General features: G+C 71.3%; 22 protein-coding genes and 3 tRNA genes. 14 read left to right on the top strand and 11 right to left on the bottom strand.

Going from position 1 to position 24942, the window contains the following annotated elements:
• Positions 1-27: 27 nt before the first annotated feature.
• Positions 28-1098: a hypothetical protein gene (locus tag DA075_RS32390; protein WP_099957221.1), complete on the bottom strand. Its 1071-nt coding sequence runs from the start codon at positions 1096-1098 to the stop codon at positions 28-30.
• Positions 1095-2600, bottom strand: coding sequence for an FAD-binding oxidoreductase (locus DA075_RS32385; protein WP_099957220.1), 1506 nt, complete (start codon positions 2598-2600; stop codon positions 1095-1097). The genes DA075_RS32390 and DA075_RS32385 overlap by 4 nt, the downstream gene beginning before the upstream one ends.
• A 149-nt stretch (positions 2601-2749) precedes the next feature.
• Here DA075_RS32385 and DA075_RS32380 point away from each other — a divergent pair, with 149 nt between their 5' ends.
• The 5 genes from DA075_RS32380 (at position 2750) to DA075_RS32360 (ending at position 4312) form a co-directional block, all read left to right on the top strand.
• Positions 2750-3448: a fumarylacetoacetate hydrolase family protein gene (locus DA075_RS32380; protein ID WP_099957219.1), complete on the top strand. Its 699-nt coding sequence runs from the start codon at positions 2750-2752 to the stop codon at positions 3446-3448.
• A 13-nt stretch (positions 3449-3461) separates the two neighbouring features.
• The gene (locus DA075_RS32375; RefSeq protein ID WP_099957218.1) at positions 3462-3932 is read left to right on the top strand and encodes an NUDIX domain-containing protein; all 471 of its coding nucleotides are present in this window, start codon (positions 3462-3464) and stop codon (positions 3930-3932) included.
• A gap of 102 nt (positions 3933-4034) precedes the next feature.
• Positions 4035-4109 (top strand) — tRNA-Gly (locus tag DA075_RS32370).
• Positions 4110-4138: 29 nt separating this feature from the next.
• Positions 4139-4213: transfer RNA gene (locus DA075_RS32365), tRNA-Gly, on the top strand.
• A gap of 24 nt (positions 4214-4237) precedes the next feature.
• Positions 4238-4312: transfer RNA gene (locus tag DA075_RS32360), tRNA-Gly, on the top strand.
• 139 nt (positions 4313-4451) lie between these two features.
• Here the strand turns inward: DA075_RS32360 and DA075_RS32355 are convergent.
• The 6 genes from DA075_RS32355 to mnmA all read right to left on the bottom strand — a co-directional run bounded on the left by DA075_RS32355 (position 4452) and on the right by mnmA (position 10655).
• Positions 4452-5291 carry a LysR substrate-binding domain-containing protein gene (locus DA075_RS32355; protein ID WP_244936650.1) on the bottom strand — a complete coding sequence of 280 codons (840 nt, stop codon included), beginning with the start codon at positions 5289-5291 and terminating at the stop codon, positions 4452-4454.
• A 42-nt stretch (positions 5292-5333) separates the two neighbouring features.
• On the bottom strand, positions 5334-6230 hold the full coding sequence (locus tag DA075_RS32345; RefSeq protein WP_099957580.1) for a LysR substrate-binding domain-containing protein: 897 nt from the start codon (positions 6228-6230) through the stop codon (positions 5334-5336).
• Positions 6231-6306: 76 nt separating this feature from the next.
• Complete coding sequence (locus DA075_RS32340) at positions 6307-7743, bottom strand: sensor histidine kinase (protein ID WP_099957216.1); 1437 nt, start codon at positions 7741-7743, stop codon at positions 6307-6309.
• 170 nt (positions 7744-7913) lie between these two features.
• Positions 7914-8750, bottom strand: coding sequence for a TVP38/TMEM64 family protein (locus DA075_RS32335; protein WP_232388993.1), 837 nt, complete (start codon positions 8748-8750; stop codon positions 7914-7916).
• On the bottom strand, positions 8747-9400 hold the full coding sequence (locus tag DA075_RS32330; RefSeq protein ID WP_099957215.1) for a class I SAM-dependent methyltransferase: 654 nt from the start codon (positions 9398-9400) through the stop codon (positions 8747-8749). Before DA075_RS32330 ends, DA075_RS32335 begins: the two co-directional genes overlap by 4 nt.
• Before the next feature lie 106 nt (positions 9401-9506).
• Entirely contained in the window at positions 9507-10655 is a 1149-nt protein-coding gene (gene mnmA / locus DA075_RS32325; protein ID WP_099957214.1) for a tRNA 2-thiouridine(34) synthase MnmA, read from the bottom strand.
• Between the two features lie 263 nt (positions 10656-10918).
• Between mnmA and DA075_RS32320 the strand changes: the two genes are divergently transcribed.
• From DA075_RS32320 to DA075_RS38305, 9 genes are all read left to right on the top strand, one after another.
• Positions 10919-12232, top strand: coding sequence for a flagellar hook-length control protein FliK (locus DA075_RS32320; protein ID WP_210207092.1), 1314 nt, complete (start codon positions 10919-10921; stop codon positions 12230-12232).
• 38 nt (positions 12233-12270) lie between these two features.
• A complete protein-coding gene (locus DA075_RS32315; protein WP_099957213.1) occupies positions 12271-12951 on the top strand; it encodes a flagellar hook assembly protein FlgD in 681 nt (226 codons plus the stop codon).
• A 112-nt stretch (positions 12952-13063) separates the two neighbouring features.
• Positions 13064-13339, top strand: a complete 276-nt coding sequence (gene sciP, locus DA075_RS32310) for a CtrA inhibitor SciP (RefSeq protein ID WP_048443591.1) — start codon at positions 13064-13066, stop codon at positions 13337-13339.
• Positions 13340-13636: 297 nt separating this feature from the next.
• Complete coding sequence (fliF, locus tag DA075_RS32305; protein ID WP_099957212.1) at positions 13637-15277, top strand: flagellar basal-body MS-ring/collar protein FliF; 1641 nt, start codon at positions 13637-13639, stop codon at positions 15275-15277.
• 90 nt (positions 15278-15367) lie between these two features.
• Positions 15368-16417: a flagellar motor switch protein FliG gene (gene fliG, locus DA075_RS32300; protein WP_099957211.1), complete on the top strand. Its 1050-nt coding sequence runs from the start codon at positions 15368-15370 to the stop codon at positions 16415-16417.
• 46 nt (positions 16418-16463) lie between these two features.
• Positions 16464-17099: a FliH/SctL family protein gene (locus DA075_RS32295; protein WP_099957210.1), complete on the top strand. Its 636-nt coding sequence runs from the start codon at positions 16464-16466 to the stop codon at positions 17097-17099.
• 46 nt (positions 17100-17145) lie between these two features.
• Complete coding sequence (fliN, locus tag DA075_RS32290; RefSeq protein WP_099957209.1) at positions 17146-17496, top strand: flagellar motor switch protein FliN; 351 nt, start codon at positions 17146-17148, stop codon at positions 17494-17496.
• A gap of 43 nt (positions 17497-17539) precedes the next feature.
• Positions 17540-18901 carry a sigma-54-dependent transcriptional regulator FlbD gene (gene flbD, locus DA075_RS32285; protein ID WP_099957208.1) on the top strand — a complete coding sequence of 454 codons (1362 nt, stop codon included), beginning with the start codon at positions 17540-17542 and terminating at the stop codon, positions 18899-18901.
• 446 nt (positions 18902-19347) lie between these two features.
• Positions 19348-21330 carry a methyl-accepting chemotaxis protein gene (locus tag DA075_RS38305; RefSeq protein WP_099957207.1) on the top strand — a complete coding sequence of 661 codons (1983 nt, stop codon included), beginning with the start codon at positions 19348-19350 and terminating at the stop codon, positions 21328-21330.
• A gap of 226 nt (positions 21331-21556) precedes the next feature.
• Here DA075_RS38305 and trmFO read toward each other — a convergent pair whose 3' ends face one another.
• From trmFO to DA075_RS32265, 3 genes are all read right to left on the bottom strand, one after another.
• Positions 21557-22984 carry a methylenetetrahydrofolate--tRNA-(uracil(54)-C(5))-methyltransferase (FADH(2)-oxidizing) TrmFO gene (trmFO, locus tag DA075_RS32275; RefSeq protein WP_099957206.1) on the bottom strand — a complete coding sequence of 476 codons (1428 nt, stop codon included), beginning with the start codon at positions 22982-22984 and terminating at the stop codon, positions 21557-21559.
• A 173-nt stretch (positions 22985-23157) separates the two neighbouring features.
• The gene (locus tag DA075_RS32270; RefSeq protein ID WP_082173034.1) at positions 23158-23307 is read right to left on the bottom strand and encodes a DUF1127 domain-containing protein; all 150 of its coding nucleotides are present in this window, start codon (positions 23305-23307) and stop codon (positions 23158-23160) included.
• A 519-nt stretch (positions 23308-23826) separates the two neighbouring features.
• The gene (locus tag DA075_RS32265; protein WP_099957205.1) at positions 23827-24798 is read right to left on the bottom strand and encodes a S1C family serine protease; all 972 of its coding nucleotides are present in this window, start codon (positions 24796-24798) and stop codon (positions 23827-23829) included.
• Positions 24799-24942: the final 144 nt, after the last annotated feature.

Genomic DNA, 24942 nt, shown 5'->3' with positions numbered 1-24942 from the left:
CTCCGGCAGCAGAGACGCGTCGATGCCTTACCCCACTCCCGGCAGGCACCCCTCCGTCACGCGCCAGCCGCGCGTCTCGACCGCCGTGCCGGCCGGTCCCGCCAGCATCAGGCCGATCGTCGCCTCGCTCTGGCGCTTGCGCGTCCGGATGGCGCCGTAGACCGTCTGCCAGGTGCCGCGATGGGTGAGATCCGCCTCCCGGCGGGCATGGGGCGCGGCATCGACGAAGGTGACGGCGGCCCGCGTCCCGGAAAAATCCTCGCCCAAGCGGATCTCGGCCGTGACGACGTGGAGGCGGTTCGGCCGCAGGCCGGTGACCGGGCGGGAGACGGCGAGCCCTCCCGGATCGGGTGCGGCGGCGTCGAGCGCGTGGCGGGTAGTCCCGGGATCCTCGAAGAGCGGCGGGCCGTCCGGCGCCAGGGCAGGGGGCTCGACCAGGCTGTGGCGCAGGGCGTAGGCCTGCCCGCAGACTGCGAGCCAGCCCGGAAGGTCGGCATCGGTCGCCGCGGCATAGGGGGCGAAATGGGGCAGCGCGCCCTGCATCAGGCCCTCGCCGCGCCACACGACCCGCCCCGGCGGGACCACGCCCGCCGCGCAGACCCGCAGCAAGGTCACCGGGCCGATCGCCCGCAGGGCCGCGAAGAGGCGGCGCACCGCGTCCTCGCTCTCCCCGGGCGGTCCCTTGCGGACGAGGATTTTTTCCCCCGCCGCGAGGTCGGCGAGGAACCGGTCCTTGAGGTAGTCGACCCGGCGGATCTCCCGCGCGAGGATGTCGGCGGGCTTCACGCGGGGCGCCGTGTCGCCGGTGTGATAGGCGAAGCCGTAACGGCGGCTGTGGCAGAACAGGTAGCCGCCGGCGCCGATCCGGACCTCGATGTCGTCCGCTCCGCCGTAATGGGCGAACCGCGTCTCGACCGCGTGGGTGAGGTCGGCGATCGGCGCCGAGGAGAGGCGGAACAGCCCGAGGGGATCGGCGCCGGCATAGCGCTGGGCGATGCCGAACTCGCAATTGTCGCCGAGGCTCTCGAAGGCGCCGAGCAGGGTGGCCGCGGTGAGGCCCGCCGGCGCCGGGGCCGCCTGGCGGAACAGCGAGATCATGCCGCCGTCCCCGGCGGCCCCGCCGTGACTTTGCCCAAGACCGCTCTGCCCGCGACTCCTTGGGCCGGAAATGCCTCCGGCCCCCCGTCCTCCGGCGTCAGCACCTTGCCGGGATTCAGGATCCCCAGCGGGTCGAGGGCGCCCTTGAGGCGGCGCATCAGGTCGAGGGCGACCGGGTCCTTGTAGCGGGGCAGCTCGTCGCGCTTGATCAGCCCGACCCCGTGCTCGGCGGCGATCGAGCCGTCCATCGCGTGCACGATGTCGTGGACGATGCGGTTGAAGCGCGGCCATTCGGCGAGAAAGGCCGCCTTCTCGGCCCCGACCGGCTGGGTCAGGTTGAAGTGGATGTTGCCGTCGCCGAAATGCCCGAAGGCGCAGACCCGCACTCCCGGCAGGGCCGCCTCGCAGGCGGCACTGGCCCGTTCCAAGAACTCCGCCACCCGGGAGACCGGCACCGAGACGTCGTGCTTGATCGAGCCGCCCTCAAAACCCTGCATCTCCGACAGGCTCTCGCGCAGGCGCCACAGGGCGGAGCCTTGCGCCTCGCTCTGGGCCAGGACCGCGTCCTCGGCGAGACCGGCCTCGATCAGGTCGCCGAGACGCGCCTCCAGCTCCTCGGCCGCGTCGGGCGCCGGCGAGGAGATCTCGACGAGGGCGTAAGAGTGGTGATCCCCGGCGAGCGGCCGCACCGCGCCGGGCAGGTGGCGCAGGACGACCTCCAGGGGGAAGCGCGGCACGTATTCGAAAGCGGTGAGCCGGGGCCCGAGCCGGTCGCGCAGGCGCCCGAAGGCGTCGAGGGCCGCGCGGGCGGAAGGAAGGCCGAGGAACGCGGTCGCCTTCGAGACCGGCTTCGGGTGCAGCCGCAGCACCGCTGCGGTGATGATGCCGAGCGTTCCTTCCGAGCCGACGAAGAGGTTCTTCAGGTCGTAGCCGGAATTGTCCTTGCGCAGCGCGCGAAGGCCGTTCCAGACCTGCCCGTCGGCCAGCACCACCTCGAGGCCCAGCGTCAGCTCGCGGGCATTGCCGTAGGCGAGCACGGCCGTGCCGCCCGCATTGGTGGCGAGGTTGCCGCCGATGCGGCACGAGCCCTCGGAGGCCAGCGAGAGCGGGAACAGGAGGCCGGCGGCCTCCGCCGCCTGTTGGACGTTGGCGAGCACGCAGCCGGCCTCGACCGTGATGGTGGCATCGAGCGGATCGACCGCCCGCACCCGGTCGAGGCGGGCGAGCGAGATCACCACGCCCCCGAACGGCACGCCGCCGCCGACGAGCCCGGTATTGCCGCCATGGGCCACCACCGGCACCCGCGCCGCGGCGCAAGTCCCGACCACGAAGGCGACCTCCTCCGTGTCGCGCGGCCGCACGACCGCGAGGGCCGTCCCGCGGTAGAGGCCGCGGGTCTCAGCGAGGTGCGGGGCGATGTCGGTCGCCTCGGTGAGGACGTGCGCGGCCCCGAGGCGGGCCGCGATCGTGTCGAGCAGGCTTTGGGTCGGGCTGTGAGTCACGGAGGCGGCCGGGGAGAATCGTTGGCGAAGGAGGGGGTTGCGGCAAGGCGGGATGGCGCGCCGCGGAACCGCCCTCTAGATAGCGGTCGGCCGGCCCTTTTTCCAAGATGCGCGGCCCTTCGCGAAACCTCGCCCGAGACAGCAGCTCCATGCTCTCCGTGATCCCGAACCCGCCGCGCACCGCGCTCCCGATCCATGGCACCGACGACCTGTTTCCGGTGCGCCGGGTCTACTGTGTCGGGCGCAACTTCGCCGCCCATGCCCGGGAGATGGGGGCCGACCCAACCCGCGAGCCGCCGTTCTTCTTCATGAAACCCGCCGACGCCCTGCAGGTGGTGCCGGACGGCGCGGCGGTGGAGCATCCCTACCCGCCGAAGACCGCGAACTACCACCACGAGGTCGAGCTGGTGGTGGCCCTGGCCAAGGGCGGGCGCGACATCCCGGTCGCGGAAGCCCTCGACCACGTCTACGGCTACGCCGTCGGCCTCGACATGACCCGCCGCGACGTGCAGGACGAGGCCAAGGCCTTGCGTCGGCCCTGGGAGCTCGGCAAGGCCGCGGACCTGTCGGGCCCGGTCGGGACCCTGAAGCCGGCCTCCGTCATCGGCCACCCGGACAAGGGTGCGATCACCCTGTCGGTGGACGGCGCCCTGCGCCAGAAGGGCGACCTTTCGGACATGATCTGGTCGGTGGCCGAGCAGATCGCCTATCTGTCGACCTACTTCGTCCTGGAGCCCGGCGACGTGATCTTCGCCGGCACGCCGGAGGGCGTCGGCGCGGTCACACGCGGCCAGACCATGGTCGGGTCGATCGAGGGCGTCGGCGAGATCCGCCTGACCGTCGTTTGAGGGAGGACGCGGGATGACGCGCCGACAGGCCCTGCTGATGCGGGGCGCCCACCTCGTCTGGCGCTTCACCCGCGGCATGACCCTGGGGGTGCGCGGGGCGGGGATCGATCCGGAGAACCGGGTCTGCCTCGTGCGCCACACCTACATCGACGGCTGGCACCTGCCGGGCGGCGGCGTCGAGCCGGGCGAGACGGCGCTCGAGGCCATCACCCGGGAGTTCCGCGAGGAGACCGGGATCGTCCTCGATCCGGGCGCGATGCCTTCCCTGCACGGCTTCTACTTCAACGACCGCGCCTCGAAGCGCGACCACGTCGCGCTCTACGTCGCCCGCGCCTTCACGGTGCCGGTACCGAAGACGCCCGACCGCGAGATCGCCGCAGCCGCCTTCTTTTCCCTCGATTCCCTGCCGCCGGAGACCACCCCGGCGACCCGCGCGCGCCTCGCCGAGATCCGCGACGGCACCCCTCCTGCCGCCACCTGGTAGGGAAGCCAGAAAGCCGGCTCCGCAACCTCTTGCGCTCCCCGGCGGAATGGTGTTTATGCCGCTCATCGGCGCCGCCACGGTGACGCCGACGGAAAACAGCGAGCGGGTGTAGCTCAGGGGTAGAGCACAACCTTGCCAAGGTTGGGGTCGAGGGTTCGAATCCCTTCGCCCGCTCCAGTTTTTCCGCCAAGGCCGAACGAGTTTGAGCGGGTGTAGCTCAGGGGTAGAGCACAACCTTGCCAAGGTTGGGGTCGAGGGTTCGAATCCCTTCGCCCGCTCCAAGTTCGCAAGGCCTGACAATGTGAGCGGGTGTAGCTCAGGGGTAGAGCACAACCTTGCCAAGGTTGGGGTCGAGGGTTCGAATCCCTTCGCCCGCTCCAGTTTTCTCATATCACGGTGTACAGTTGTGGCGGTCCTTCGGGCCGCTTTCCGGCGTGGTCGGGCTGTCCTCGGACCTGTGGCTGACGCAGCGCCCCGCGATTTCCGTCGGCACGGTCGGGCCGGTCTCCGCTCTTCGCCTCAGGATCGCCGCTGATCGTCAACCGTCGCCGTCCCTCGGCACGGCATGGCCTGCGGCTCGCGCAACAGATGCCCCGCCATGAACGACACGAAGGCCGCCACCTCGGGGGAGGGATGTCGGCTTGCGGGCCAGAGCATGTGGAAGGCGCCCGATTCACGCAGGTGCTCGTCCAGCACGCTGACCGGCGATCCCCGCCGCAGCTGGGCTCGGACCGCGAAATGCGGCAGGCAGACCAGCCCGAAACCTTCCTCGGCGAGGCAGATCTGCGGCTCCAGGGTGCTGGCGACCGAGGCCACCGGGAGGTTCAGGTCGATATCCCGCCCGTCCAGGATCAGCGGCCACCGCTCCAGGCGACCGGTCGAGGGATATTTGTGGTGATGACAGGCATGACCGAGGAGGTCGGCCGGCGTCGCCGGGGTCCCACGCGCGGCGAGACAATCGGGTGAGTCGACGATGCGGTGGGTGAAGCGGCCGGCACGGCGCATCATCAGGCGGCTGTCGCGGGCCTCGCCGGTGCGGATCACGGCGTCGAAGCCTTCGTCGATCACGGCGACCAGCCGATCGGTGAAATCCAGATCGAGTGGGATCTCCGGATAGGCCCGCATGAATCCCATGATGGCGGGCATCATCAACATGCCGATAAGCGGCTGGCTGACCCGCAGACGGCCCCGCGGCGCCTGACGGGTCTGTGCGGGACGTGGCGCTGGGGCGGCGCCTATGGTCACAGCTGGTTCGTCGATCCGCACCGTCGGACGAGCGTCGTGGCGCTCACCAATACGGCCCTCGAGGGCATGTCGAATGCCGGCCGCTTCGCGGCCGATCTCAGCCAGGCGGTCCATGCGGGCGCGTAGCGCATCCCACGCCTCGTCCCAACCGCCGTCTCACGCCAGATCCTCCGGCAGCACGAGATTCATCTCCTGTGCCAGCCAGCGGGCGAAGACCCGCAGCGGTGCCCGCCGCCGTGTGGTCGCCGGGTAGACGAGGTGATGGCCGACGTAGGTGATGTCCTGCGCCAGCCCGCGGAGCGGCGCGACGAGACGGCCGCTGGCGATCTCGCGCTCCGCCAGCAGGGTGGATTCGAGCGCCACCCCGAGCCCGTCGGCGGCGGCGGCGATGGCCAGGAAGCTGCGGTCGAAGCGCACCCCGAGGGGGCGGGGCGACGGCAGGCCGTTGCGGGCGAACCAGAGCGGCCAGCGCACCTGCTTGTTGTCGCTCTGGATCAGCACCTGGTCGAGGAGGTCTTCGGGGCGGCGGATGCGGGCGGCGCGCTCGGGGTCGCAGAGCGGCATCACCGTCTCGGCGCAGAGCGGCACCGCCACGAGCCCCTCGCCCCGGGGCGGGCCGTAGACGAGGTCGGCGTCGAACTCGTCGCTGACGAAGCGGGCATAGTCCATGCCGGCGGCCAACCGCACCTCGAAGCCCGGATGGGCGGCGAGGAACCGGGCGAGGCGCGGCGTCAGCCACTGCGCCGCGAGGCTCGGCGCGCAGTGCAGGCGCAGCAGCTGCGGGCCGCGCGCCGCCACGAGGTCGAGGCCGCGATGCAACTCGTCGAAGGCGCGGCTCACATGCTCCAGGAGCGCCTCGCCGGCGGCGGTCGGCACCACGCCCTGGCCCTGGCGTTCGAACAGGGTGACGCCGAGCGACGCCTCCATCTTGCGGATGGCGTGGCTGACGGCGCTCGCGGTGAGGTTCAGCTCCGCCGCCGCGTCCTTGAAGGAGCGGCGACGCGCTGCCGCCTCGAAGGAGCGCACGGCGGAGAGGGGGACGCGCAGGGACATGACGGGACGATGGAGCGCCGGCGCGCGGGTTGGCAACAGGCTCTCGGCCACCAGCTCTTCGCGACCACCCGGTCCCTCAGCCCTCGCGGTCGGGCAGGACGATGCGGAAGCGCGCGCCGGTCCGGGTCTCGTCGAGGCTCAACGTTCCCCCGTTGAGCCGCACAAGCTCGGCCGCGATCGCGAGGCCGAGGCCCGTGCCGCCGGAGCGGCCGGCGCCCTGGAAGGCCTCGAACAGATGGGTTCGGGCCCGCTCCGGCAGGCCGGGGCCGTTGTCGGAGACGAGGATCGTGACGGCGGCGCCGATGCGCTCGGCCTCGATCGCCACGATGGGGGAACCGTCGCTCGCGCCGGCCAGCCCGATCGCCTGGACGGCGTTGCGCACCAGGTTGACCAGCACCCGCGACAGCTGGCCCGGATCGGCGTCGACGGCCAGGCCCTCCGGCGTGCGGTCCTCGATGGTGACGGCGGCGCCCGGCGCCAGCCCGGCGAGGTCGAGGGCGTCGCGCAGGATCGGCCGCAGCGGCGTCATCCGGCGCTCCGCCGGCGGCTCGGCGGCGCGGCCATAGGCGAGCGTGCCCTCGCAGTAGCGGATCGCCCGGCCGAGCGTCGCGACGAGGCGGGGCGCGACCCGCTGCACCCCCGGATCGGCGACATGCTCGAGCCGGTCGACGAGGAGCTGGGCGGTGGTCAGCAGGTTCCTCAGCTCGTGGTTGATCTTGCTCACCGAGAGGCCGAGATCGGCCAGGCGCCGCTTCTGGCGCAGCTCGTCCGACAGGATGGTCTCCATGCGGGCGAGCGCCGTCTCGGCGGCACCGATCTCGTCGCTGCGCCAGGACGGGCTGATCCGCCGGGACAGGTCCTCCGGATCCTCCGCGAAGGTCGCGATGTTGCGCGCGAGCCGCCGCACCGGCCGCACGATCGACAGTTGCAGCACCAGGAAGACGAGGCCGGCGGTGATGCCGGAGATCGCCAGCGAAGCGACGAGGATTCTCCCCGAGAAGGCGATCATCGCCCGGCGTAGAGGCGCGGGATCGAGGATCAGCTCGACGAAGTCGACCCCCTCCATGCCGTGGCCGACCACCCGCAGCGGCAGGGGATCGGCTCGCGTCAGCGTGCGCCAGGCGCCGCCGATGCTCTCGCCCCAGCCGGCCTCGCGCAGGTCGACGGTCTCGCCCACCTCCGGCGGCATCGGCGTGAGGTTGAGGAGGCGCCGCGCCCCCCCGGCCTTCAGGGCGATGGCCTGGGCCCCCACCCCCATCAGCAGCCGGCGGGCGAGGTCGTCCGAGACCCGTTGCTGGGGCGCGGCGTCGAGGACGAGGGCGGCGACCTGGGCGGCGGCGACCCGGTCGGAGAGCCACGAGCGCCGGTAGCTCGCGACGCTCGGCACGTAGATCAGCACCTCGGCGATGAGGACGAAGACCACCGTGAGCAGCAGCAGGCGGCCGGACAGGCCGATCCGGCCGGCCAGACGCCGGATGCCACCCTGGCTCGCCGCGTCATCGGCCCAATGCACGGTCTCGACGTCCTCGCTGCCCGATCGCCCATCCGCAGGCGGATCGGACTCTAACACGTCCGCTCGCCCTTGACCTGCGCGCCGGAGCGATCGGAAGCTATTCCCAGATTGCCGAAAATCCAGTCGTTAGCCAAGGAATCGCGCGTGATTTTTCGGTGCGATTCCGGGAATCAGCCGGGATGGCCGCGCCAGCGCCGCCAGGCGACCGGCAGCAGGGCCAGGACGCCGAGGCCGAGCAGGGTGGCGACGAGTTGCGGCGTGACGAGGCTGCGCAGCGACAAGGCGGCGTCGCAGGCGATTCCGCCGGCGACCAGGCATGCCTCCTTGGCCGCCTGATGGGCCGCCACGATGGTCTCCACGCCGGCGCCCGCCGAGGCGTAGATGAACGCGCCGGGGCTGATGCCGATCAGCGTGGCGACCGCGAAGGTGCGCAGCCGAACGCCGAAGATCGCCGGCGCCAGGTTGGTCATCCAGAACGGGAAGACCGGCAGCAGCCGCAGCACCATCACGTAGGAGAAGGCGTCGCGGCGAAACCCGTCGGCGAGGCGGTTAAGCCGCGAGCCGGCGCGCCGCAGCAGCACCTCGCCCGCCGCCGTGCGGCCGATCGAGAACACCGCGACGGCGCCGGTCGTGGCGGCGCCGATCGACACCAGCGCGCCGGCGACCGGCCCGAACAGGAAGCCGCACAGGGTCGTCATCACCACCGAGACCGGCAGCGACACGATCACGGTGCCGACATAGGCGAGGTAGGCGCACGCATAGGCGCGCCAGAACCCCTCCGCCACCCAGGCCTTGGCCGTGGCCCGCGAGGCGAGGAGCTGGTCGACGCTGAACCAGCGGGTGATGCCGCCGACGAGGAGGCCGATGGACAGGGCCACCAGGGCGACGAGCGGCAGCACCCGCAGCCAGCTCCGCCAGGCCGGAATCGCCACGGCCTCGGGGCCCGTCTCCGGCGGGGGGGTGGTCTCGTCCGGCGCGGGCTCGTGAGGCCGGGTCAGCGCGCTCACCCGGGCTTCTGCATGCGCAGGATCTTGAAGAACCCGCCCGGGAAGGTCGGCCGCACGCCGATGAAGGTCACGCCCCGCCATTTCGCCCAGGCCTCGATCCGGGCGGCCTTGAAGGCCGAGCTCCAGCCGATCTTCTCGCAGAGCGGCGCCACGATCTCCTCGACCCGGGCGACCGTGCCGGCATCCTGGCCGAAATGGTTGGCGAGCACGATCATGCCGCCGGGCTTGAGGACCCGCAGGAACTCGTCGAGGGCGCCTTCCGGGTCGGGCACCAGGGTGATGAGGAACTGCGCCACCACCGCGTCGAAGCTCGCGTCAGCATAGCCGAGGCGGCAGACATCCATGACCTGGAGGCCCTTGACGTGGGACAGGCCCTTGCGGGCCACCTTGCGGTTGGCCCGCTTCAGCATGTCCTCGGACAGGTCGACGCCGTAGACCTCGGCGTCCTTCGGGTAGTAGCCGAGGGACAGGCCGGTGCCGACGCCGGCCTCCAGGATCCGTTTTCCGCCGACCAGTGCCGCCTCGACCGCGTCCCGCGCCGCCGGCTCGGTGAGCTTGTCGTAGACCACGTCGTAGACCGGCGCCCACCGCGCATAGGCCTTGCGCATCAAGGCGGTGGTGGGCCCCGCCTCTCGCGGCTCGCTCAGCATGTCCGTATCGTCTCCGAGGTCAGTCGTCGCGCGGGGTGGCAACACGCGAGGGTGTGATACGATTTCCGGAGGAAATCTTCGGGAAATCGCATCGGCTGGGGTCGGGTCAGGCTGCCGCCAGGCGCTCGGTCTCGACCCGCCGGATGGTGCCGCCGCCGAGGACCCGCGCGCGGGGCCCGTCATCCGCGTAGATGACGCAGGCCTGGCCCGGCGACACCCCGTCCTCGGGGGTCGCCAGCGTGATCTCGACGGAATCCGTGTCCGGGTTCCAGGTGAGGTGGGCGGGGCGGGGCTCGCGGGTCGAGCGCACCCGCACGGCGACGGGCAGGTTGCGGGACGCCGAAAGGGGTGCGTCGCCGAGCCAGTTCGGATCGGCGAGGCGGATGACCGAGGTGGCGAGCGCCTCGCGCGGGCCGACCACCACCCGGGCTTCGCCGGGCTCGAGGCGCACGACGTAGAGCGGCTCGCCCGCCGCCACGTTGAGGCCGCGGCGCTGGCCGACCGTGAAGCCGATGATGCCGTCGTGGCGGCCGAGCCGCCGCCCGTCGAGATGGACGATCTCGCCCGGGCGTACCGCGTCGGGACGCAGCCGCGCGATCACGTCCTGGTAGCGCCCCTGCGGCACGAAGCAGATGTCCTGGCTGTCGGGCTTGTCGGCGACCGAGAGGCCGAACGCCTTGGCGAGCGCCCGGGTCTCGTCCTTCGGCCGCTCGCCCAGGGGAAAGCGCAGGAGGTCGAGCTGCCGAGGCGTGGTGGCGTACAGGAAGTAGCTCTGGTCCCGGGCGGGATCGAGGGCGCGGTGGAGCGCCCGGCCGCCGCCCGGCAGCGCCCGGCTCGCGACGTAGTGGCCGGTCGCCAGCACGTCGGCGCCGAGATCCTGGGCGGTCGTGAGCAGGTCGCGGAACTTGATCGAGCGGTTGCACTCGACGCAGGGGATCGGCGTCTCGCCCTGGAGGTAGCTGTCGGCGAAGCGGTCGATCACCGCCTCGCGGAACCGGTCCTCGTAGTCGAGCACGTAATGCGGGATGCCGATCGTCTCCGCGGCGCGGCGGGCATCGTGGATGTCCTGGCCGGCGCAGCAGGCGCCGCGGCGATGGGTGGCTGCGCCGTGATCGTAGAGCTGCAGCGTGATCCCGACCACGTCGTAGCCGTCGCGCTTCAGGAGCGCGGCGACGACCGAGGAATCGACGCCCCCGGACATCGCCACTACGACGCGTGTGTCCTCCGGGGCCTTGTGCAGATCGAGCGAGTTCATGACCGTGCGAGGCGTGACATGCGCGGCTCCCGGAGGCCGACCTCCGGCACCGCTCGCGGAGTCTATAGCGATCCGACCGGCATTCTGCCAGGGCGGGGCGACGCGCGGCCCGCAGGGAAGTTCTTGCCGGGCTCCCGGCAGATTTCGACCGGACGGCCCCGGACGGCCGGCCGGCTCGTAAAAATCATCTCGCCAGATCAACAATTTGTGTCGCCTGCCCGGCTGGCAGGAGGCTTGCTCTGCCGGAACCCAGGAGGTCGCCGATGCAGATCAGCGGAGCGGGTGACGGGGGACGGATGGCGGGGCGCGAGCCGGTCCGGCCGGCAAGGGCCGTCGCGCAGGAGCGGTTTCGCCCGGATTATCGCGAGGCCGCGCGGACTGCCCGCCTGCCCGACCGGGAGACCGATGCCCCGGCACGGCCCGGGTCGCCGACGACGCTGGCCGATCCGAGGCGCCTCGAGACGAAGCAGGCCGAGGCGAGGCGGGCCGACGCCGCCTCCGAGGCCCGGTCCCGCCGCGACCGCGCCGACGACGCGGCCGAGACCACCGCGCGCCGCAAGGACGCGGTCGCCAAGGACAGGGCCGACAAGGACAAGATTGCCAAGGACAAGGTCGCCAGGGACGCGGCGGATGAAAGGGTGAGGATCGCCACCGCGGCGAAGCCGGGTGCCGCGACCGGTGCGAAGCTCCCCGCGGCGATGCCCGAGGCGGCGCAGGCCGAAGCGGCCCGCGCCGCCGCGTCCGACGAGACCGCTCCCGACGACGAGCCCGAGATGGAGGGCGATCCCGCCGACGCCCCGGACGCCAGCGCCGCGACGATCCCGGCGGCCCCGGTCACGACGGCCCCGGCGTCGGGCACGGGCGCGGCGGCCGGCGCGGTGCCGGTCGATCAGGAGGCGGGCGGCGCCGCAATCCAGCCGGCGCCGACGCGCGCCGATCCGCGGATCGCCGCGCTCGTCGCCGAGGCCTCGGCCCGGGCGGGCGATCCGAAGGACGCGACCGAAGGCAGCGCGGTTCCGGCGCCCGACGGCCTTCCGGCGCCCGACCCCTCGGCGCCGGCGCCGCAGATGAAGAGTGCCGAGGCCGCGACGTCCGTGCCGGCCGAGGCCCGCCCTCCGGTCTCGGTCCAGGCCCCCCTGAGCGCCGTGCCGATCACGATCGGGATGCGGGCGCTCGCAGGCAGCAACCGCTTCGAGATCCGCCTCGACCCCTACGAGCTCGGGCGCATCGACGTCCGCCTCGACATCGACCGGCAGCACGGCGCCGTGAAGGCGCATCTCGTGGTGGAGCGGCCCGAGACCCTGGCGCTGCTCCAGCGCGATGCCGGCAGCCTGCAGCAGGCGCTCTCCCAGGCCGGGCTCGATCCCGGCGAGGCCGGCCTCACCTTCTCCCTGCGCGACGGCAGCGGCCAGAACCCGCAGCACGACCAGGCCGGCCGGCCGCAAGGCTCCGACCGGCAAGGCTCCGACCGGCAAGGCTCCGACCGCGCCGTGTCCAGCGCGACGGAGGCCGAGGCGCAAGCCCTGCCGCCGCTGCGCAGCCTCGGCCAGCGCCTCGGCCTCGACCTTCGAATCTAGCGACGATCCCCGATGACCCCCGAACCCGCGAGGCCCCGATGACCGCCGGCATCAGCAGCCTGACCAGTCTCTCCAGCCCGAGCACCGGCACCAAGACCGGAAGCGACGCCAGCACGATCGCCGGGAACTTCAACCAGTTCCTGACCCTGCTGACGACGCAGCTGCAGAACCAGAACCCGCTCGATCCCCTCGACACCAATCAGTTCACCCAGCAGCTGGTGCAGTTCGCCTCGGTCGAGCAGCAGCTCAAGACCAACGACCAGCTCGGCAGCCTGATCACCGCCAGCAAGGCCTCCGCGGCGGCGAACGCCTCGGGCCTGATCGGCAAGACGGTGACGGCGGACGGCGCCACGACCACGCTCGCCGAGGGCGCTGCGACCTGGACGCTCACCCCCGCCCGGGCCGCCGCCAAGGCGGTGATGACCATCACCGACGCCAAGGGCAACGTCGTCGCCACCCAGACCAAGGCGCTTCCCGCCGGCAGCCAGAGCTTCACCTGGGACGGGCGCAGCTCGACCGGGCAGCTCGCCGCGGACGGGAAATACACCCTGAAGGTCCAGGCCCTCGACGCCACCGGATCGAATGTCAGCGTCGACACCAAGATCAGCGGGGCGATCACCAGCGTCGACGTCACCGGCGCCGAACCGGTCCTGACCATCGGCGACCGCACCGTGGCCCTGAGCAGCGTCGAGGCGATCGGTGGAACCGGCGGCAACTGATTCGGTGGATTGCTGTGGATTACGAATCACATGCGAGGGAAATGATTCAACCAATCTTAAGCGCGGGTGCCTAGCGTCGGTCTCGACAGGTCAGTCGAGTGTAGAGCGTATCATGACCGAACCGCATCGCCCGAGGGTGAAGTACGTCATCGGGCCAGACGGAAGTCCGCTGACCATCGCGGACCTCCCCCCGACCGATACCCGCCGATGGGTGATCCGGCGCAAGGCCGAAGTGGTGGCCGCGGTCCGCGGCGGCCTCCTGAGCCTCGAGGAAGCGTGCCAGCGTTACACGCTGACCACCGAGGAATTCCTGAGCTGGCAGTACTCGATCGAGCAGCATGGCCTCGCCGGCCTGCGCACGACTCGGATCCAGCACTACAGGCAATGAGGTCATCGTCGGTGCCCTGAACCGGGCCCTGGCAGGACTGTCCGAGCAGGGACGTGACGCAGGACTTCCTTTCTTTCCGCCTGCGGGGAGAGGGGAAGACGTGTGCCGGTCCCGACCTCGGATATCCGCCTGCTGACCCTGGGACGTCACGGCCCGGGACATCCGGCTTCGCCCTGAAGCCGCGATTGTGCCGGGCCTGCGCGCGTCTCGTTGCGGCCTGTTAACCAAGTCATAACCACGACTCGGCAAATTTTGCCCTGGGGCCGCCGTGGCCCTGGTTGGCGGGTGCATGACGTCGTGAAGCCGGTCCTCGATCTGGTGGCGAAGCTGGGGCCCGCGCGGCTCGCCGCGATGGGTGCCATCACCCTCGCGCTCATCGGTTTCTTCGCCTTCGTTATCCTCCGGGTCTCGCGACCCGAGATGGCCGTGCTCTACACCGACCTGTCGGTGCAGGATGCCGGCGCGGTCGTGCGCGACCTCGAAGCCAAGGGCATCCGCTACGAGACCAAGGGCGATGCCGGCCAGACCGTGCTGGCGCCCCGGGCCGAGCTCGCCCGCCTGCGCATGGATCTCGCCGCCAAGGGCCTGCCGAGCGCCGGCGGCGTCGGCTACGAGATCTTCGACAAGGGCGATGCCTTCTCGTCGACGAGCTTCGTCCAGAACGTCAATCACCTACGGGCGCTCGAAGGCGAGCTCGCCCGCTCGATCCGGGCGATCGGCCAGGTCCAGGCAGCCCGCGTCCACCTCGTCCTGCCCGAGAAGCGGCTCTTCTCCCGCGACCGCGAGGCGCCGAGCGCCGCGATCGTGGTGCGCCTCGCCGGCGACCTCGATCCGGGCCAGGTCCGGGCAGTGCGCCACCTCGTCGCTTCGGCGGTCGAAGGCCTGAAGCCCGAGCGCATCTCGGTCGTCGACGAGCGCGGGCGGCTGCTCGCCGACGGGGCCCGCGGGGCGGAGGCTCAAGCAGGCATCGGCCTCGACGAGCGCCAGACCGGCCTCGAGCGGCGCCTGCGGGCGCAGGTCGAGGAGATCGTTGCCGGCATCGTCGGAATGGGGCGGGCCCGGGTCCAGGTCTCGGCCGAACTGGACGCCAACCGGATCGAGAGCCGTTCGGAGACCTTCGATCCAGAGAGCCGGGTGGTGCGCTCGACCCAGACCCGCAACGAGAACCAGCAGTCTCAGAACAGCGAGACCGGCGTCACCGTCGGCAACGAGCTGCCGGGCGCCAACCAGGGCCAGCAGAACCAGGGTCCGCGCGAGGCCTCGAACAAGAACGAGGAGACCACGAACTACGAGATCTCCCGGGTCACCCGCACGGAGGTGAGCGAGGGCGGCCGGGTCAAGCGCCTGTCGGTGGCGGTGCTGATCGACGGCACCTACGCGGCGGGCCCGGACGGCAAGCCGGTCTACGCGCCGCGTCCGGCGCCGGAGCTGGAGCGCATCACCGCGCTCGTGCGCACCGCCGTCGGCTACGACAAGGCCCGGGGCGACCAGGTCGAGGTGGTGAACCTGCGCTTCGCCGACGCCCCCGCGGTGCCGGAGATCCAGGAGCAGGGCCTTCTCGCCTCGTTCCTGCACCCGACCAAGGAGGACGTGCTGCGGATGGCCGAGATGTCGGTGCTCTTCCTCCTCGGCCTCGTGGTCCTGATGACGGTGGTGCGCCCGCTGGTGCAGAAGATCGTCGCCTCCGAGGTCCCGGTGCTCGGCCCGGTCTCGATCCTCTCCGCCGAACCCGGGCTGGTGATGGCGATGGAGGGCGGAACGGCGAGCGCGCTCCCGTCCGAGCTCGCGCCGTCGGACAACGAGGCCCGGCGCCTCGTCGAGTTCGCCAAGATCAACGGCAAGATCCAGGCCGAGACCATCGAGCGCGTCGTCGACATCGTGAAGTCGAACCCGATCGAGACGGTCGAGGTGCTGCGCACCTGGATCAACGACCGCTGAGGCTCGCGGTCCGCTCGACCCTCCCAAGACCGCTTCGCCGAAAATCCCGTTTCGCCCACGATCCCGTTTCGCCTGAAAGAAGCTGACGCCATGGCCGTGACCTCGATGCCGGTCTCCCGCTCCTCGGCTGCGGGCCTGAGCTTCGCCGAGATGCCCGGGACCCAGCGCGCCGCCGCCCTCCTGCTGCTCCTCGGCGAGGAGGACGGCGCCCAGATCTGGCGGATGCTGGAGGAGGACGAGGTCAAGAAGGTCTCGCACGCCATGGTCCAGCTCGGCTCGCTCGAGGCGGAGGCGGTCGAGCACCTGATCGTCGACTTCGTGTCGCGGCTCTCGTCGAGCGGCGGCATCACCTCGAGCTTCGAGCGCACCGAATCGCTGCTCCTGAAGATCTTCCCGCCCGAGCAGGTCGCGGTGATCATGGCGGAGGTGAAGGGCGCCTCGACCCGCCGGGTCTGGGCCAGCCTGACCCAGATCGATCCCGAGATCCTGGCCTCGTTCCTGCGCAACGAGTACCCGCAGACCGTCGCGGTGATCCTGTCGCGGGTGCGCTCGGACTACGCCGCGAAGGTCCTGACCATCCTGCCGGAGGACTTCGCCATCGACGTCCTGAACCGGATGCTCAGGATGGAGACGGTGCAGAAGGAGGCCCTGCGCCACATCGAGGAGATCCTGCGGGTCGAGTTCGTCTCGACCATCGCCCAGACCACGCGGCGCGACGCCCACGAGCTGCTCGCCGACGTGTTCAACGCCTTCGACCGGCAGACCGAGATCCGGTTCCTGACCGCCCTCGACCAGGCGAACCGCGGTTCGGCCAAGAAGATCCGCCAGCTGATGTTCACCTTCGACGACCTGATGAAGCTCGACGCCGGCAGCGTCCAGACCCTGATGCGCAGCGTCGACCGCGACGTGCTGGCCCGCGCGCTCAAGGGCGCGTCGGATCCGGTCCGGGCGTTCTTCTTCGCCAACATGTCGAGCCGCTCGGTCAAGAACATGCAGAACGACATGGACTCGCTCGGGCCGATCCGCCTCAAGGAGGTCGACGAGGCCCAGTCGAAGATGACCGACCTCGCCAAGGAGCTGGCCGAGAAGGGCGAGATCATGATCGCCAAGAACAGCGCCGAGGAAGAGCTGGTCTATTGATGCGCCCCTGCCAGACGATCGAGCCCGCTGCGAGGGGGACAGCCTGATGGCGCAGATCCAGCGCTTCCTGTTCGATACCGATTTTCGCCAGCCGGTCGGCAAGCCGCCTCCGGAGGAGGCCCCCGCCCCCGACATCGAGGCGCACCGCCGGGCCGAGGCCGAGGCCGAGGCGGCCGCCCGGGCCGAAGCCGAGGCGGCGGCCTATGCCCGCGGCCTGCAGGAGGGCCGCGCCCAGGCCGAGGCCCAGGTCCAGGCGCGCCTCGCCGACGCCCTCAACCGCCTGGCCGCGTCCGCCGCCGGCATGATCGCGAGTGCGGATGCCCGCGACGCCGAGCGCGAGGCCCAGGCCTTCGACTTCGCCGTGGCGCTCGGACGCAAGATCGCCGGGGCCGCCCTCGACAGCCAGCCGGTGGCGGCGATCGCGGAAGCCGCGGGGCGGGCGCTCCAGCACCTGCGCGGCGTGCCGCACCTGGCGATCCGGGTGCACGACGCCCTGGTCGAGGAGACGCAAGCCCAGGTCGCCCGGCTGGCCCGCGAGCGCGGCTACGAGGGCCGCCTGATCGTGCTCGGCGATCCCGGCATGGAGCCGGGCGACGCCCGCATCGAGTGGGCCGATGGCGGGGTGGTGCGCGAGCGCGCGGCGATCGAGGCCGCCCTGCTTTCCGCCCTCCCGACCGCCTGACGCCCCATCCTGAAAAAAAATTTTCCTTCCCTCACGAGGTACCCCGATGTCCACCGACAACGATCTCGGCCTGCCGCAGCTCAGCGAGGCGGACCTCGCCTTCGACACGACGGCGACCGCCGGGATGCGCGACGCGCCGGTGGCGGCGAAGTCGGCCTCCGATCTCGAACAGGTCTTCGACGTGCCGGTGATGGTCTCGGCGGTGCTCGGCTCGTCCCGGATGCCGATCGGCGACCTTCTGCGCCTCGGCCCCGGCACGGTGCTGGAGCTCGACCGCAAGGTCGGCGAGGCGATCGACATCTTCGTCAACAACCGCCTCGTCGCCCGCGGCGAGGTGGTGCTGGTGGAAGAGCGCCTCGGCGTGACGATGACCGAGATCGTCAAGGTCGACGGCTGAACGCCGCCTCCGCCGCCCCGAACCGCCCAACGGAGTGCCCGCCATGCGGCTCTTGATCATCGGACGCCTCAACGGCGAACTCGTCACCGCGTCCCGCATCGCGATGAGCCGCGGCGCCGCCGTGACCCAGGCCGACGGGATCGAGCAGGGCCTCAACGCGCTGCGGGCCAAGGGCGCCGACCTCGTGATGGTCGACGTGGCGCTGCCGATCCGCACCCTGGTCACGGCGCTCACCGACGAGCGCATCCGCACGCCGGTCGTCGCCTGCGGCACCGGCACCGACGCCAAGGCGGCGGTGGCGGCGATCCAGGCGGGAGCCAAGGAATACATCCCGCTGCCGCCCGACCCCGAGCTGATCGCGGCGGTGCTGGAGGCGGTGACGGCGGATGCCCGCGCCTTCGTGTGGCGCGACGCCTCGATGGAGCGGGTGGTCAAGCTCGCCGAGCAGGTGGCGCGCTCCGACGCCTCGGTGCTGATCACCGGCGAGAGCGGCACCGGCAAGGAGGTGCTGGCCCGCTACGTCCACACCCGGTCGAACCGGGCGAACAAGCCTTTCGTCAGCGTGAACTGCGCGGCGATTCCCGACGCGCTGCTCGAATCCGAGCTGTTCGGCCACGAGAAGGGGGCCTTCACCGGGGCGGTGGCCCGGCGCATCGGCCGGTTCGAGGAGGCCAATGGCGGCACGCTGCTCCTCGACGAGATCTCCGAGATGGACGTGCGGCTGCAGGCCAAGCTGCTCCGGGCCCTGCAGGAGCGGGTGATCGACCGGGTCGGCGGCACCCAGCCGGTGAAGGTCGACATCCGGGTCCTCGCTACCTCGAACCGCAACCTCGCCGAGGAGGCGCGCAAGGGCACCTTTCGCGAGGACCTGCTCTACCGCCTCAACGTGGTGCATCTGCGCCTGCCGCCGTTGCGCGACCGCCCGTCGGACATCCTCGAACTCGCCGGCCACTTCGCGCGCAAATACGCCGAGGCGAACGGGATCGCGCCCCGGCCGCTCTCGGCCGAGGCGCGCCGCCTCGTCGCCCAGAGCCCCTGGCCCGGCAACGTGCGCGAGCTGGAGAACACCCTGCACCGGGCGGTGCTGCTGGCGAGCGGCCCCGAGATCGACGCCGACGCGATCCGCTCGCCGGACGGCGAGGCGCTGGCCGCCCCCAGCCCCGCCGCCCGCGCCGTGCAGGCCGCCGAGGCGGCGACCCGGGGCTTCGTCGGCCGCTCGCTGGCCGAGGTCGAGCGCGACCTGATCCTCGACACCCTCGACCACTGCCTCGGCAACCGCACCCACGCCGCCAAGATCCTCGGGATCTCGATCCGCACCCTGCGCAACAAGCTCAACGAGTACACCGATGCCGGCATCCCGGTGGCCGAGCCCGGCCACACGCGGGCACTGGCGGCCTATGGGTGACACGAGTTCCGGACGCGTCTCTCCGGATCCCGTGTCCGGAGACCGGTGATGGTGGCGGCTCCGGCGCCGGCTTAGGCCCCGCGCGCCCGATCGAAATCCGTCCTGCCCAAGGCCGCCGAGATGGTGCAGCGACGGCGCGTGAGCGCCTGAAGCGCTCATCGGTCATGCGGATCAGCAACGGCGATCGATCTGTTGCAGCTGAAAATTCAACTCGCAAGATGATTCGCCGGCTTTCGCCATGTGACGATGCATCGACCGGCCGCTGCGCCTCCGGGCGGGACAAAACAGCGCCTTCCCCTTCGTTGCCGTCCTGTCCCACGGCGCGACGACCGGCACCTTTTCTATCGCCGCCATTGGAAAAAAATGCTCATCTTAAGCCTGCCTTAGCGTACGCCGTCCAATGTCGATCCGACGATGTGCCTGACGGGGCGACGGAGCCGATGTGGATGTGGTTCAAGGGCGGGCGCCTGTCGCGACTGTCGATCAAGGCGCGGATCTTCGCGGGCTTCGGCGTGGTGCTGGCCACGACCGTGGGCGTGGCGCTCTCGGGCACCATGCTGGTGACACAGGTCAACGAGAGCTTCGCCGAGTACCGGCACAACCGGGCCAAGACCGAGCATGTCCGCGCCGTCGACATGGCGATGATGCAGACGCGCTTCGAGCTGAGCCGCTGGCTCCAGCGCTTCGACCCCGCGGCCCTCAAGGTGGCGCGCGACTATCTCGACAAGTCCCTCGAGTTGATCGGGCGCGGCGGCGCGGTCGGGCTCGATCCCGATGAACGGGTCTTGAGCGACACGATCGCCGCCGCCTTGACGAAATACGGCGCCGAATACGCCATCCTCGCCCGGATCAAGGACGAGGAGCAGGATCTCCAGACCCGGGAGATCGATCAGGCCGGCGACCAGATCGCGCATGCCCTGTCGCAGCGGCGCAACCGCGCCTTCGAGGCCGGCGACCTCGATCAGGCCCGGATGCTGAACGGCGCCGCCGAGGCGTTCAAGTTCGCCCGCGAGCAGGTGGCGCAGTTCAAGACCACGGGCGAGGTCAAGCACGCCGCGGCGGCGAACCAATCCGCGGCCGACTCCCAGGCGAAGCTCCAGGGCAACGCCGACCTCATGGCCAAGCTGACCGCCTGGCGCGGCGCCCTCGACCGCGCCGCCGCGCTCGCGGCCGAGTGGGGCAAGCACCTCAAGGTCTCCCGCACCGCCCGCGACCAGTCGATGAAGGCCTCCGAGACGCTGCTGACGGAGGTGAACCGCGACGCGCTGGCCTACGAGGAGGATTTCGCCCGCAGCGTCGAGCAGGGGACCAGGGCGTTCCTCGCCAAGGCCGCCGGCATCGTGCTGCTCGGCATCCTGATCTCGCTGCGGCTCGCCGGCTCGATCACCAAGCCGCTGCAGCGCCTGTCGGGCGCCATGGCGGCGCTCGGCGGCGGCGCCCGGGCGATCGACGTGCCGGATACCGGGCGCGCCGACGAGATCGGCGCCATGGCCCGCACCGTGGCCTTGTTCCGCGACGGTCTGGTCGAATCCGAGCACCGCGACGCGCTCCAGCGGCAGGATACCGACTCCAAGATGGCGCGGGCGCGCCATCTCGAGACGCTGACCCGGGGCTTCGAGGGCAAGGTCTCGGCGCTGATCGCCACCCTGACCGCTGCGGCCGGCCAGATGGAGGCGGCGGCGCGCAACCTGTCGACCTCGGCCGCCGAATCGTCCGGCCTGTCGGCGGGCGTCGCGGAGGCGGCGAGCCAGACCTCCGCCAATGTCGGCGGGGTGGCGAGCGCGACGGATGAGCTCTCCGCCAGCATCGAGGAGATCGTGCGGCAGGTCGCCCATTCCTCGGTCATCGCCGGCCGCGCCGACGCTGAGGCCGTGCGCACCGAGGCGACGATCCGGGCGCTGGCGGCGGCCGCGCAGCAGATCGGCGACGTGGTCCAGCTCATCACCAGCATCGCCGGCCGGACCAACCTGCTCGCGCTCAACGCGACGATCGAGGCTGCCCGGGCCGGGGAGGCGGGCCGCGGCTTCGCGGTCGTGGCCGCCGAGGTCAAGGACCTCGCCACCCGCACGGCGCAGGCGACCGACGAGATCGCCGGCCAGATCGGCAGCATCCAGGCCCAGACCGCCCAGGCGGTGCAGGCGATCGAGGCGATCGGCGGCACGATCCGCGACATGAACGCCATCGCCACCGGCGTGGCGACCGCGATGGAGCGCCAGAGCGCCGCCACCGTCGAGATCGCCCGCAACGTCCAGCACGCCGCCCACAGCACGCAGGTCGTCTCCAGCCACATCGACGCGGTGCAGCAGGGCGCCGCCCGCACCGGCGGCACCGCCGGCCAGGTGCTGCGCGCCGCCCAGGATCTGGCGCATCAGGCCGGGACGCTGGAGCGCGAGATCGGCGGGTTCGTGGCGGAGATCAAGGCGGCGTAATACCGTCGCGCTTTCGCATCGACGCGAAAGCGTCCGGCGCATCGGCGCCGGCGCCCGCTCGGGCTTCGCCAGCGCCTGCGAACGGGTCCGTTCGAAGGCGCGGCGGTATACGACATCCGCGGCCATCGTGACGGTCCAGGACGTCGTCCCGGTGCTCGCCGGCGGCGAGAGCCCGGGACGGCGTGGAGAGTACGAGGATCGTTGGTCCGATCCCGGGCGCCTGAGACTACTCCGCCGCCGCCGGCAGCGGCGCCGGCTCCTCGCCGAGCCATTCGCCCAAAGCGGCCCGTGCCCGGTCGGTCAGGGCCCGCTTCTTGGCCTGCGCCTTCTCGGTGCCCCGCAGGCGCTTGCCGTCCGGGGCCTTCGGCGCCCGGTCGAGGGGCGGGAAGAGGCCGAAATTGACGTTCATCGGCTGGAACGAGCGCGGCGTGCCCTCCTCCTCCGCCGAGACGTGCCCGCCGGTGATATGGCCGATGAGCGCTCCCAGAGCGGTCGTGACGGGGAGCGGCTCCAGCGACCGGCCCTCCCGCTCGACGGCGGCGAAGCGGCCGGCCATCAGGCCGATCGCGGCGCTCTCGACGTAGCCCTCGCAGCCGGTGATCTGCCCGGCGAAGCGCAGGCGCGGCTCGGCCTTGAGCCGCAGGGTGGCATCGAGGAGGCGCGGGCTGTCGAGATAGGTGTTGCGGTGCAGGCCGCCGAGGCGGGCGAACTCGGCATTCTCCAGGCCCGGGATGGTGCGGAAGATCCGCACCTGCTCGGCGTGGCGCAGCTTCGTCTGGAAGCCCACCATGTTGTAGAGCGTGCCGAGCGCATTGTCCTGGCGCAGCTGCACGATGGCGTAGGCCTTGACGGTCGGGTTGTGCGGGTTGGTCAGGCCGAAGGGCTTCATCGGCCCGTGGCGCAGGGTCTCGGGGCCGCGCTCGGCCATCACCTCGATCGGCAGGCAGCCGTCGAAGTAGGGGGTCGAGGCCTCCCATTCCTTGAACGAGGTCTTGTCGCCCTCGACGAGTGCCGTGATGAAGGCCGCGTATTGCTCGCGGTCGAGGGGGCAGTTGATGTAATCCGCCCCGGTGCCGCCCGGTCCCGCCTTGTCGTAGCGGGACTGGAACCAGGCCTTGCCCATGTCGATCGAGTCGCGGTGCACGATCGGCGCGATGGCGTCGAAGAAGGCGAGCGACTCGGCGCCGGTGAGGCCGCGGATGCCCTCGGCCAGGCCGGGCGCGGTGAGGGGGCCCGTCGCCACGATCACGCTGTCCCAGGCAGCGGGCGGCAGGCCGTCGATCTCCTCGCGGGCGATCGTGACGGTCGGATGCGCCTCCAGCGCCGCCGTCACGGCTTGGCTGAACCCCTCGCGGTCCACCGCGAGCGCGCCGCCGGCCGGCACCTGGTTGGCATCGGCGCAGCGCATGATCAGCGAGCCGAGGCGGCGCATCTCCTGATGCAGCAGCCCGACGGCGTTGAGTTGCGGATCGTCGGAGCGGAACGAGTTCGAGCAGACGAGTTCGGCGAGACCGTCGGTCTGGTGCGCCTCGGTGCCGCGCAGGGGCCGCATCTCGTGCAGCACCACGGGAAGGCCCGCCTCGGCAATCTGCCAGGCCGCTTCCGAGCCGGCGAGGCCGCCGCCGACGACGTGAATGGGGTTTGATCCGGACATGACGCGGCATATCGGATCGAGTGCCGCCGATGCAACACCGACGGATCCGTGCCGGGATCCGAACATGCGAACGCCCGCCGAGAGGGGCGGGCGCGCGAGACGATGAGGAGCCCGAAGGCTTTCTATCGACTTGGAGTACTCGGTACGCGGGTACTTGGTACGCTTTCGGGGGCTTACGCGACCGAGCGGGCGATACCCTGGATCTCGAAGCGGCTGATGCCGAGATCGTCGAGCTCGCGGTCGGACAGACGCGACAGCTCGTGCACGGTCTCACGGTAGCGGAGGTACGAGCGGATCTTGCTGAGGATGAGGGAAACGAACATCGGATTTGACCTCTTGGCGGGCAGCCGGTGCGAACCGTTTCGGCACCGCCTGCCTGCTTCTGTTGCAACGCACCATATGGGAAATGGCTTCGCTGGTGGGAGGCGGAGTCGCGTAAGCCAGCTATGCACGACTCACATGCAGCGCGCAGGGAATCGTCAACCAACCCCCGTGCCTGCCGATTTGGCAGCACTCTGGCGCATGAATCGCAGGGATTCCCGGCATTTAGGCACTATGCTGCACACGCGAAGGGCGGGGATGCGGAGCGGGCGGGCGGCGCGGTGCGAAGGGAGAGGGATCGGGGATGCGGCAGCCGGTGGCGATCCGGTGTGCAGTGCCGCGACGGGCGCGTCCGGTGCCGGGTCGAGAGACCCGCACTCTTCGCTCTGCCCGGACAGTCCTGCGGCGAGGGGAGGGGAGGAGACCGATGCCTCATCTCCCCCGGACAGCCATGATTGCCTCCAGACAGCCATGTCGCCCGCCAATCCGGGGACGGCTTCCGAGGCGCCGAACCGCCCGGCTCAATGCAGCCGCGGCGCCACCAGGAAGGTCGACCGGTCGGCCGAGACGACGGACAGGCTCAGGGTCCGCCCGTCGCGATGCACCGTCAGCGGCACGGTGATGCCGGCGGGGCCCAGCGCCCAGACGGCGCGCAGGAAGCCCGCGAGGTCATTCACCTCGGTCTGGCCCACCGCCAGCAGGATGTCGCCGGCGCGCAGGTCGGCGGTCTCGGCCGGGGCGCGGGGCGAGAGACCCATCACCACGACCTGGTCGTCCATCTCGGTGGCGTAGAGGCCGAGCCAGGGCCGGGGCGGGCCGGAGACCCGGCCCAGCGTGGTCAGGTCGTGAAGGATCGGCTTCAGGAGGTCGATCGGCACCGCCATGTTGATGGCGCGGCTGTCGCGGCCGCCCTGCTGGAGCTGGAGCGAGCCGATGCCGGTGAGCTCGCCCGCCGGACCGATCAGCGCCGCGCCGCCCCAATGCGGGTGCGAGGGCGCGGTGAAGATCGCGTCGTCGAGGAGATATTCCCAGTAGCCGGCGAATTCCTGCCGCGCCACCACCTCGGCGGCGACGGCGCGGGAGCGGCCGCCGGCCCCGGCCATCACCAGCCGGTCGCCCACGCGCAAGCCCTCGGCGCTGCCCAGCGGCAGATACGGCAGGTCGAGGCGGCCGAGCGCCTGCACCAGGCCGAAGCCGGTGGCGGCGTCGTAGCCGACGACGTGGCCGGGCGCGGTGCGGCCGTCATGGGCCGTGAGCCAGACGCTCTCGGCCTCGGTGATCAGGTAGCCGATGGTGAGCACCAGCCCGTCCTCGCCGATCAGGACGCCGTTGCCGGCCCGCTCGGTGCCGAGGATCTCGGCGGTGTAGGCGCCGTCCGGCACCCGGGAGGACAGGGCGACGATGGCGGTCAGGGTCTGGTCGAGGTCGTAGGAATAGGCGGCCGGGCGGGGCTGCACCGCGGAGGGGATCTTCCAGTCGCCGGGCGCCGCCATGATGGCCTCCTGCCGGGGCCTCGAGCGCCCCGTGTCTCGTCTCGTCCGGCAGGGATCGAAAGCCCCGCCCGCTCGCTCCCGTTATAGGTCGCGGAGCCGGGCCCGACAGGCATGGCGCGTGCACCAATGAAAACGCCCGGCTCG

Source organism: Methylobacterium currus (genome assembly GCF_003058325.1).
GTDB classification, from domain to species: domain Bacteria; phylum Pseudomonadota; class Alphaproteobacteria; order Rhizobiales; family Beijerinckiaceae; genus Methylobacterium; species Methylobacterium currus.
The sequence above is the reverse complement of the archived record's forward strand: the minus strand, read 5'-3'. Positions and strand labels throughout refer to the sequence as shown.